Annotated in this window: 8 protein-coding genes; 5 read left to right on the forward strand and 3 right to left on the reverse strand. The window is 61.6% G+C overall.

Annotated elements, in window-relative coordinates:
* Nucleotides 1-2,431 (forward strand): AAA family ATPase (locus K2Y56_RS15180; RefSeq protein ID WP_292509061.1); only part of this gene is annotated, 2,431 nt, incomplete at its 5' end.
* A gap of 514 nt (nt 2,432-2,945) precedes the next feature.
* On the opposite strand, the gene K2Y56_RS15185 is transcribed toward K2Y56_RS15180, so the two are convergent.
* Both K2Y56_RS15185 and K2Y56_RS15190 read right to left on the reverse strand, forming a co-directional pair.
* Entirely contained in the window at nt 2,946-4,106 is a 1,161-nt protein-coding gene (locus K2Y56_RS15185; RefSeq protein ID WP_292509064.1) for a replication initiator protein A, read from the reverse strand.
* A 415-nt stretch (nt 4,107-4,521) separates the two neighbouring features.
* Nucleotides 4,522-5,151 carry a ParA family protein gene (locus K2Y56_RS15190; RefSeq protein WP_292509067.1) on the reverse strand — a complete coding sequence of 210 codons (630 nt, stop codon included), beginning with the start codon at nt 5,149-5,151 and terminating at the stop codon, nt 4,522-4,524.
* Between the two features lie 671 nt (nt 5,152-5,822).
* Here K2Y56_RS15190 and K2Y56_RS15195 point away from each other — a divergent pair.
* Genes K2Y56_RS15195 through K2Y56_RS15205 form a run of 3 tightly spaced genes read left to right on the forward strand, consistent with a single transcriptional unit; the run spans nt 5,823 to nt 7,777 of the window.
* Nucleotides 5,823-6,623, forward strand: a complete 801-nt coding sequence (locus tag K2Y56_RS15195; protein WP_292509070.1) for a pentapeptide repeat-containing protein — start codon at nt 5,823-5,825, stop codon at nt 6,621-6,623.
* Nucleotides 6,624-6,663: 40 nt separating this feature from the next.
* A complete protein-coding gene (locus K2Y56_RS15200; RefSeq protein WP_292509073.1) occupies nt 6,664-7,047 on the forward strand; it encodes a thioredoxin family protein in 384 nt (127 codons plus the stop codon).
* Nucleotides 7,048-7,057: 10 nt separating this feature from the next.
* Nucleotides 7,058-7,777, forward strand: coding sequence for a cytochrome c biogenesis protein CcdA (locus tag K2Y56_RS15205; RefSeq protein ID WP_292509076.1), 720 nt, complete (start codon nt 7,058-7,060; stop codon nt 7,775-7,777).
* A gap of 249 nt (nt 7,778-8,026) precedes the next feature.
* On the opposite strand, the gene K2Y56_RS15210 is transcribed toward K2Y56_RS15205, so the two are convergent.
* Nucleotides 8,027-8,392: a hypothetical protein gene (locus tag K2Y56_RS15210; protein ID WP_292509078.1), complete on the reverse strand. Its 366-nt coding sequence runs from the start codon at nt 8,390-8,392 to the stop codon at nt 8,027-8,029.
* A gap of 656 nt (nt 8,393-9,048) precedes the next feature.
* On the opposite strand from K2Y56_RS15210, the gene K2Y56_RS15215 reads away from it, so the two are divergent.
* A complete protein-coding gene (locus K2Y56_RS15215) occupies nt 9,049-9,783 on the forward strand; it encodes an efflux RND transporter periplasmic adaptor subunit (RefSeq protein WP_292509081.1) in 735 nt (244 codons plus the stop codon).
* Nucleotides 9,784-9,822 lie beyond the last annotated feature (39 nt).

Here is a 9,822-nt window from a genome sequence, read left to right on the forward strand (position 1 = left end):
ATGGTGGCCGGCTTCGCCTCGGAACGACGGCCGGCTTCAAATCGGAATCCCCGGCCGGCTTCGTCGGAATACGCAGGTCGAGCACCTCTACAAGATGCAAGTCATGGTCGGGGCGGCGTTCAGGGCGGCTCTGGCCGATGAGCTGCGTCAGCGCTTCGACCTACGGTACCGCGAAGCCGGACGCGGGCAATGGGAGGTCGCTGGCCTGCCCAAAGCGGTGCTGGAGGCCTTCTCGAAGCGCTCCGAGCAGATCCTGGACTATGCCGGCCCCGGGGCCACCAGCGCCCAGCGCGAGATTGCCGCCCTGGCGACCCGCCGGGGTAAGGAGGAACTTCCGACCGGGCCCGAGTTGGAGGCGCGCTGGAGATCCGAGCTCGCGGTGTTCGATCTCGAGCCGTGGCAGGCGGTGCGCGACCCCGGGCGCAGCATCGACCCGACTTTGACGTTAGCGGCTGAGCGGGAGGTGGACCGTGAGACCGTGTTCGAACCCCCCGAGATCGCCGGTGACACCCCGGTGGCGCGCGCCGCCTCAGACCTGTTCCGCCATGAGAGCGTGGTCACCCGTAAAGCCCTGCTACAGCGGGCTCTCGAACTGGCAGGTGTGCAGGGACTCGGTATCGCGGCGGTGACGGCCGAACTCGCACGGTTCGAGGAGGATGGCACCCTGCTGCCCCTGGCGGCCGCCGAGCTCGTGCCGGGGGGCAGCGCCTGCTGGACGACGCCGGGTATCGCGGCCTGCGAGGCCAGCATGCTGCGGGCCGCCGACCGGCCGGGAGAGCGCGCCTGGATCGCGCCCGCGGCGATCGAGGCGGCGTTGGCAGCGGCCCGTCATCTCAGTCACGAACAGGGCGAGGCGGTGCGCCACGCGGCGGGTCGTGATGGGGTCTCGCTGCTTGAGGCTGGGGCCGGTACTGGCAAGACCACCACGGCGAAGGCCCTGGTCGACAGCGCCATCCGCAGTAAAATGACGGTCATCGGCCTCGCTCCGTCCTGGGTCGCCGCCGACGAGCTTGCCGCGGCCACAGGGATCCCGGCCCAGGCGATTGCTCGCTGGCGTTACGCTCACGCTCAGGCCGCCACCACGAACCATTCCTCGGCGCCCTCCCCTCTCCGACCGCTCGATCCCCAGACCCTGATCCTCGTTGACGAAGCCGGGATGGTCGCCACCCGCGACCTGGAGGCCATTCTGAGCGCCGCCAAGGCTGCTGGAGCCAAGGTCGTGTTGATTGGCGACCGCCGGCAGCTCGCTTCGGTCGGAGGCGCCAGCGCGCTTCGGGCGGTGGCTGAGGTGACCGGGCGCTCGGCGGTGCTTGGTGAGGTCCGCCGGCAGACCGTCGACTGGCAGCGCGCCGCTTCAGTAGTGATGGCCCGGGGCGATGCGGAAGCGGGTCTACGCGCCTATGCCAGTCACGACCGGGTCGAACTCGTCTCTGGGGTTGAGGCCGCGCAAGCCCGGGTGATCGCGCTTTGGAGCGAGCAGCGCGCCGCACATGGCGACGACGTCATCATCGTGACCCGGCGCAATGCGGATGCGGCGGCCTTGAATGCCCGCGCACGGGCCGTGCTGCGGGACGAGGGCCACCTCGGACCCGACCTGATCGCCCTGCCCTCCCGGAACCGTAAAGATCAAGCCGTGCCGCTGAACCTGGCGCTCGGCGATTCCCTACGCTTTGGTGAGAGCCTGCCGCATCTCTCGGTTCGCAACGGCAACCGTGCCGTGGTTCAGGGCATCGCCACCAGCCCGGGTGGTAGCGTCCGGCTTCGGCTACGACTGGAGGACGGTCGGGTGCTCGATGAGCCCTGGCAGCACTTGGCGCGAAAGCCCCTGTTCAAGCGCAAACCGAAACAACCTAAGATCGTTCATTCCTACGCGGGTACAGCTTACGCGGCGCAAGGACGGACCAGTGCTGCAGCCGTCCTCTACCTCGGGAGTGGCACCGATGCGCGCGAGATCTATGTTGGGCTCACCCGCCACCGCCATGAAGCAAGGGTGGTGGTCGAGCGCGAGCGCCTCGATGCGCAGTGCCGCCAGCGTCAAGCCGATCCCCGTCAACCTGCGACAGACACGGTGGTGCTGGAGCGCTTGTTCCGGGAGGCGCGCAGCTACTACGAGAAGGCCAACGTGGTCGATTACGCCGTCGACCGGGTTGGGTTCGTGCGTGACGGCTTGCTCATCCTGCGTGAGAGGACGGCGGGAGTCGTCGATGTCCGGCGGGCTGTCCGGGCCGCGCGGGCTTTACGTGACGCCCTGACTTGGCTCGGGCTCGATCGCCTGATCGTTCCGATTTGGCGGCTGGTGGATACTTACGGACACCGCCTCGCTCAACCAGCTTCAAGTCGAAAGTCGTCATTGACTGGTAAGCTTGCACATCATCTGAGTCGGCCATCCTTAAAGCCCAATCAGAAGCGCGATTACGGGATCGAACGATAGGGTGATTGTTCTTTTCGCTCCCAAGTGACACGTCGTTGTGTCAGTAAAACTTTTATTCCGTAAGCTACGGACATGACTGGCGTATTCCGTTTCCGCACGCTGCTTCCCGCAAAGTTTTTCTTGCCATTCCTCAGTTCAGACGCACCGTAGCTATCAGGGGTATGAACACCAATCTTGCTGTGGCCAACAGCTAATCTGACGTTGCCAACAGGAAGGAAACAAGTGTCGCCTTCAGTTAGTGTGTGATAGACGGATCTTATCTGAGCTGGGCTGTTTTAACGTATTAAATAAGATTTAAAGATTTAGGTTAAGAAAACTGTCAATAACTCAATTTTATCAATGACTTGCAGTTCGTCTCAGTGGGCAATAGACGGGATCTGGTGGGTAACCGACGGAACCGGGTGTGCATTCGACGGGGTCGGGTGGGTAATCGACGGAAGCGCGCACTCGCCCTTGGCATTTATCTACAGAAGAGGCCCTTGCACGTTGCTAAACGGCAACACCAGTTCTCGAATCACCTGCCTGCATCATCTGAACTCAATGGGTATCCGTCTATTACACACCCAACGCTCAGATCGGCTGGTTTCGCGTTTCGGTGCGTCATGACCAGCATCGGTCCTTCCTTCCCTCTCTCTTCTGCCAAGTCGTATTCCGGTAGGTCATTAGCGGTGAGGATGCCTTTCCGTAGGAGCCGGCAGAACTCCTTAAATGTTCCGGCGCTGCCGCTACGCTCATATAGCAGCCTAAAGGTCCATTTCGCTTGGCTACGGCCAGCAGCTCGACGTGCTAGTCGGTAGACGAACCGACCGATGCCCGGTTCAATCAGGAAGAAGTCTGGGTCGACAGTAAGCACATGGGGCCGCTTTGACTCGACAACTTCGTTGTACACCCACTCAGCAAGCTCGATTTCAACTAAAGCTACCTTTCCGTCATCAGCATAGCTAATGACCTTGCCCTTTCGAATAAGTCCTTCCGGAGTTTCGGCTTCGCGCATCATGCGTCCACTAGAGCTTTTCACGTTCCGCACTACTTTTATAGTGGTCGTGCTGAGACGGTCGAGGGCGGCCTCGATCTCCTCGTATTGCCGACCTCCATCTGACCGTCGGCAAAATTTCAGGATCTCACTCACATGTGGCCGGAACTTGCGGGTGGGCTTCTCACCGCGGCCGGCCCGGTATCGGTTCATAGCCTCAGTTATGTGACTGATGCCCATCAGCACCAAATCGTAGTCCCAGACCGATGCCATGCCCTTCGGCCCGCTGGAAACCTCCACGTACCCGTCAGGCATGTCGTAGCGGATGACCTCATTAGCCCGCTTGTCGCGTTTGGAAAGCCGGAACACAGCCACGTCCATAATGCTACGGCTGTCCTTCGATGCGATGTCGCGCACCCACGGTGTGAACATGTCTTGCTGTTCGTCGCCGGGGGGCAGGGCGCGGGTGACGGTTTTTTTCTGGAGGCCGGTGGTTGGTGCACGCCCTTGCTCACCTTCCGGTGCTTGCTTGCCGGCCCCATTCCTGGCCAGAGCATCACCGGAGCTCGCCAATGGCTTTGAATGTACCTCCGCGTTCCTCAGGACACCTTTCCCAAGCCCATCAAGGGCCTTGGCCAAATCTGGATCTAGGTCGCCGAGCAGGTCACCCAAAGGTAACGGTCTTTTATCTTCGGCCGCCATGTAGCCTCCATATAGCAGCAAGACGCCAGAAAGCCGGCAGCCAGAATCCGGTTAGCATGCAGCTACCCTACAGCGAGGCTGCTTTCCCGTTCGCGTTCGTAAGCGCTCAACGCCTTTTCAAGCAGCTCGCACAACATAAGGTTGTCTCTAAACGCTACCTCTCTGACACGCTCGTCGAATTCTGGGCTGACTTTAGTGCTGAACGGCAATGTGCGATTAGTGCGCCGAGCGGATCGCATATCGCGCCGTGGCTTGACTTGGTTAGGCCCGTCCACTGCGTTGCCCGTCGTTGAGGGCTTCAACAGGGGAGCGGGTGCTACCTCGGGAGCGGTGATGTTCTGGGACGCTTCTTCGGGGCTCGGAGGAGCACCAAGTTTGGACCTGGATTTGAGGCTGGAGAGGTCTGCCATGGCGGTCACGCTGCGATACGGTTGACGATGGATTGGATGAGTACGTCCGCCCTCTCGCGGAGCCTGGCGTGCTTAGCCTCAGTGACCGCGAACCCACCATTCTGGGCTTGACGGTACAAAGGGCGCTCAACGAGGCAACCAGCAAGGACGGCGTAGCCGGCCTGCCCCACGTAAGCACGGGCATCTGCCTCCTCGGCGTCGGTGGCGACGTGATTCAGTGCTATGGCCAGTCGCTCCAGCGGGATCCCAGCCTTCACCAGCTCGTGGAAGAGTTTCACCGCCGGCCGAAGGTCGTCGAGGGACGCGCCGCTCGGTTGAATGATGAGGTCGGATGCTTTGGCGATCTCCAAGGTTCCGGCACTGGCGCGCGCCGGACCGTCGATGACTAAGAGGTCGTACTGGTCGGCCACTGCGAGCGCCTTAGCCGCGGTGGAGAATGCTTCGACGCTGATGCTCGGTTCGATTCCGAATTGTAATCTGGTTCGACTCCAATCGAGGCTGGTGCCTTGCTGAAGGTCGAGGTCTGCGAGCTTCACCTTGAGGCCACTCGCGGCCCCCTCTCTTGCTAGTGCCCTCGCTAGAGTGCTTTTGCCAGGTCCTCCCTTCTGGCTCACGAATGCCACTACTGCCGCCATCGCTGTTTCCCTGTGCATGCTGAAAGGTTGCAGCATTCTTCAAACATGCTGACAGGTACCTAAATGGTTCCCGCAAGCTCGGCAGACGATACGCAGATTTGGCTAACAGGGCAATAAAGCCGGAGGCTTTTAGCTACATACTAGAAAGGCAACAGCAAGGTAGCAGAATGCTCTTAGTTTGAGGCTCGGGAGCGGAGAAATGTTTGACGGCTGGAATGATGCGATTGGCCAATCCAAAGTATCATGGCACGTAGTCAAGGAAAGATAGCAGCATGCTGCCACATGCCAGGCGCCTAGTTGCTATGTAGCAAGCAGGTAACTAGAAGCGATAGGCGTGACAGGTCACTGAAACGGGCTTAGGCGCTATCTCTAATTAGTGGTTGTGAGGCAAGCGTTGGAGATCGCACTGCTGATACCACTCTCGGCCGCAACTGCTTGGAACCAGAGCCGCGCCGGGCGAGCCCAAACGCTGGAGTGACCCAGACCGAGGCGATCCGATCCATCGAGGTAACCGAGGTCACGTATTACCGCTGGCGGTCTGAGTGCAGCTACCTCGGTGACCCAGATCACAGACGCGCCCGACACAACAGTGTATCATGCGAGTACCGAACAATAAGCTGCGCTTGGGTCGACACATGCGACGGTCCCACCAGCATCAATGGGAGTGAACCATGCGCCTCTTGCTCTGCGCCGTGCTGCTTGCGTTACTCGAGGCAGCCCCAGCCCACGCCGAGCAGGATCTGCTTCTCGGTGCTAATATGACTACGCCCGCGATGACCCAAGCCGAGATGAGCCGCGCGGATATTGAGGCGCTGATCGTCAAGGCTGATGGCAAACCGATCGATCTGTCCGACAAGGCCTTGTCCGGTCTCGACCTGTCCGGGCTGACCCTCAAGGGCGTGAACCTGCGCACAGCACGCCTCAACAAGACGAACCTGCGTGGAGCGGACCTCAGCGGGGCGAACCTTGAACAGGCATGGTTCATCAAAGCCGACCTCAGCGGCGCCAAGCTCGTGGACGCCAGAATGTTCGGTATTACCGCGCGCGAGGCGAATCTCAGCGGGGCAGACCTCAGCCGATCCATGCCAATTGGTGACTTTCGGGGGGCCAATATGAGCGGCGCCACACTGGTCGACCTGAGGGGCGGCGCCGACATCAAGAACCAGTCTATGGGCCTGATGCGTGCCGTGTTCGTCTCAGTGAACCTCAAGGGTGCCAATCTCAAGGGCGCAAACCTCGGCCGCTCGCGCTTAGAATACGCTGACCTCACAGACGCCGACCTCACCAATGTGGTGTTGATGGGGTCAGACCTATCGGGCGCGAACCTGACAGGCGCGACCGTCGCAGGTGCTGACTTCAAGAACGTCGAGGTCAGTGGTGCTCGTCTCCTGTCGCTCAAGGGTCAGGACAGTGCCAAGGACTGGTCCGCCCTGGTTAACGCCGATCGCGCTATCACCGACAAGACCAACTGAGTCGGCTCTAGGACCTCATTACTTTTACGGAGATCTCCCCATGACGACTCGTCGCATCCTCATCAGCCTGCTTGCCGCCGGCCCCCTGCTGTTCGGAACCGGCGCTCTTGCGACCGAATATACAGCGGCTGCATTCGAGAGCGCACAGAAGACCGGCAAGCCAATCCTGGTGCACATCACTGCCCCGTGGTGCACGACCTGCGCCGCCCAGAAGCCGATCCTGTCGAAGCTCAGAGCCGATCCGAAGTTCAAGGACCTGCAGGTGTTTGAGATCGATTTCGACAGCCGCAAGGACGTCGTGAAACAGTTCGGCGCGACCATGCAGAGCACGCTCATCACCTTCAAGGGCGCGAAGGAGACCGGACGCTCGGCCGGCGAGACCAACCCCGAGGCGATCTCGTCGCTCCTCAACAAGGCGATCTGAGGCAGCGTCCATGGCCACCAGTCTCGGCCTCGCCTTCCTTGCCGGCATCCTTTCCGTGCTGTCTCCCTGCGTGCTGCCGTTGCTGCCGCTGGTGCTGGGCGCGGCTGCCTCGGAGCATAGGTTTGGCCCAGCTGCGCTCGCCGCCGGATTGGCCTTCTCCTTTGTGGTCATCGGCCTGTTCGTGGCCACAGTGGGCTTCGCTATCGGCCTCGACGCCGGCGTCTTCCGGACCGGCGCAGCCATCATGCTGATCCTGATTGGGCTCGTGCTGATGGTGCCGGCGGCCCAGACCCGATTGGCTGTGGCAGCGGGTCCTATGAGCAACTGGACTGAGAGCCGCTTTGGCAATTTCTCGACTGTCGGTCTGACAGGTCAGTTCGGCGTGGGTCTCCTTCTTGGTGCTGTCTGGAGTCCCTGTGTCGGGCCGACTCTCGGCGCTGCCTCTCTTCTCGCGTCCCAGGGTAAAGAGCTCAGCGCCGTGGCCTTGACCATGTTCTTGTTTGGCATCGGCGCAGCCCTGCCCTTGTTGGTCCTGGGCACGCTGTCGCGTGAGGTTCTGATGCGTTGGCGCGACCGGATGATAGGCGTTGGCAGGGGATTGAAGGCGGCTCTCGGCTTGATCCTCCTCGTCACTGGTCTGACGATCTCTCTTGGCTACGACAAGATGCTGGGAACTATTCTGGTCGACGCCTCGCCAGCTTGGCTCACCGCACTAACGACCCGCCTTTGACACCTTCGTTCAGCGCTGCGGTGCCTTCGAGGAAGCTTTTTTGCGATTCCATAAGCTTCAGACTGTGACGAACCTTTTGCTTTCCGAGCAGCATTTTCTACTGTGTTTATGCGTCAGGCTTTCGGTTGTTTTGAGGATATGTCTGTCCTAATTTGAGCCTGTACGACTTGTGTGGAGGATGCGAGGGATGGATCGCGCTTCCTCGCACTGTACCGTGTAGTGAAGAGCTCCTGGACCGTCACGCCCTCTTCAGCGGACCGCGTCACCGTATCGGAACGTGCCGATCCCATCTCGGTCGAAGCTCAGCGTGCCAGTACCGGAGAAAGCGCTCAGGTCGAGAGAGGAACTCGTAACGCGCACGCCATCGGAGCAGGTCACGAAGAGCGAGGCTGGCCGGCCCAGGCCAGCCAAATGGAAAGAGCCGCTGCAGGTCTTCCGTCCGTCAGTAGCTTGGAACGCGCCGCTCAGCACACGGATCGCTGCGCCACCTTCCAGCCGCTCACCTGAAGGTAGCTTTACGGCGACCGGCAAGGATGCATAGCCGGGCACCTGCACGCATCCGGTGACCGCCACGACCGCCCCGATGGCGGTGAGCGTCACTCGTCCGGAATTCATCTCAACTCCTGGTGCGGCTGAGCGCTCCGCGGACTCATCGCGCTCCGAGTCTGATCCGTAGACAACGAGGCGCTTGGTGGGAAGTCTCCGCCGCTGCCTTGCGTCACGCGACTGGGTCCGCTAGGCCATTCCGGTGATCGGCTCGCGGAAGGAATGGCACGACTTCGCGTCTGGCGCTTGGCGCCGCGCGCTCGGCTGCCTGCTCGGCGTCAGCTTCGCGTTCGCCCTCATCGCTTCTGTCATGACGCCATCGTCGGGTGTAGCTGCCTCACACCAAGAGCCGGGCTTCACCCAACTCGATATCGGCAGAGCCGAGCCGACCGCGAGCGACCCGTCCGGCCGCGGACTTCCGGGGCAAATGCATTGCAACCCCACCTGCCCATGTCATGCAGCGATCCGGGCAGATGGCGCGATGGTCGGACTCGTGCGCATCGCAAGCCCCCTCGCCCCCGTCTTCCTCGACCAGGGTGGAACCTCTGTGGCGTCCGCTCCTCCAAGCGAGCCCCCTCGCACGTGAGGTGACGCCGCCGGCTCGCTGGCGCGTGCCGTCTGGCCGCCATCCGGCACCGGCTGACCTCCCCTACGTGAAACCACAGGACCGGCCGCGACCGCTGCGCACAAGCGGTTGAGTGCCGTCCCAATCGAGTTGGTCTCTAATGCGTGCCCTTCTGTCCGTAATCCTTGTGGCTATTGGAGTCGCCATCGGCGGCGCCGTTCCGCAAGTGTCCGAGCTTATGCATACGGCTTTGGCGTCGGTCGGAGTGCCGAAGGCTCAGTTGATGCCAGCGGCTGGCCCGCCTCTGACGAAGCCCTCGGCCCTAGCACTGGACAACAGCAAAGAGCCTGAGCATGGGAAGGAGCCCAAGGCCGGGGAGACCGAAGAGAGGCACGCGGATGAAGCGGGAGAGGGTCACGCGAACGAAGGTTCGATCAAGATGCAGCCTGGGCAGATCGCCGGGCAGGACATTACGCTCGCCACAGTAAGCGGCGGCACACTGTCCCGCCACCTGCTCGTGCCCGGCACGATTATGCCTGACGCCGACCGGATCGCCAGGGTGCCGGCCCGTGTGGTGGGGATTGTGGCCGAAATGCGCAAGCGTCTTGGTGAGGAGGTCGCGAAGGGCGAAGTTGTCGCCGTGCTCGACAGCCGCGAAGTTGCCGACGCCAAGAGCGAGTACCTCACCGCCTCGGTGAAAGTCGACCTAGAGAAGACGAACTTCGAGCGCCAGCAGTCGCTTTGGGACAAGCGCATCTCAGCCGAATCAGCCTTCCTCAATGCAAAGGCGGTTTATTCGGAAGCGCGCCTTCGCGTCGACCTCGCCCGACAGAAGCTGTCCGCCCTCGGCCTCAACGCTGGTCTGCCCCCGTTAGGTGGCCCGGTTCAAATCTAATGCATTGCAAGCTTGTCGACCAAGCTTGAGGTGGCCGGC

Origin of the sequence: Methylobacterium sp., assembly GCF_019745455.1 — a bacterium.
Taxonomy (GTDB): domain Bacteria; phylum Pseudomonadota; class Alphaproteobacteria; order Rhizobiales; family Beijerinckiaceae; genus Methylobacterium.

Excerpts from the sequence above, each read along its gene's own strand:
- K2Y56_RS15185 (WP_292509064.1), bottom strand. The coding sequence starts at position 4,106 with ATGGCGGCCGAAGATAAAAGACCGTTACCTTTGGGTGACCTGCTCGGC.
- K2Y56_RS15190 (WP_292509067.1), bottom strand. The coding sequence starts at position 5,151 with ATGGCGGCAGTAGTGGCATTCGTGAGCCAGAAGGGAGGACCTGGCAAA.
- K2Y56_RS15195 (WP_292509070.1), top strand. The coding sequence starts at position 5,823 with ATGCGCCTCTTGCTCTGCGCCGTGCTGCTTGCGTTACTCGAGGCAGCC.
- K2Y56_RS15200 (WP_292509073.1), top strand. The coding sequence starts at position 6,664 with ATGACGACTCGTCGCATCCTCATCAGCCTGCTTGCCGCCGGCCCCCTG.
- K2Y56_RS15205 (WP_292509076.1), top strand. The coding sequence starts at position 7,058 with ATGGCCACCAGTCTCGGCCTCGCCTTCCTTGCCGGCATCCTTTCCGTG.
- K2Y56_RS15210 (WP_292509078.1), bottom strand. The coding sequence starts at position 8,392 with ATGAATTCCGGACGAGTGACGCTCACCGCCATCGGGGCGGTCGTGGCG.
- K2Y56_RS15215 (WP_292509081.1), top strand. The coding sequence starts at position 9,049 with ATGCGTGCCCTTCTGTCCGTAATCCTTGTGGCTATTGGAGTCGCCATC.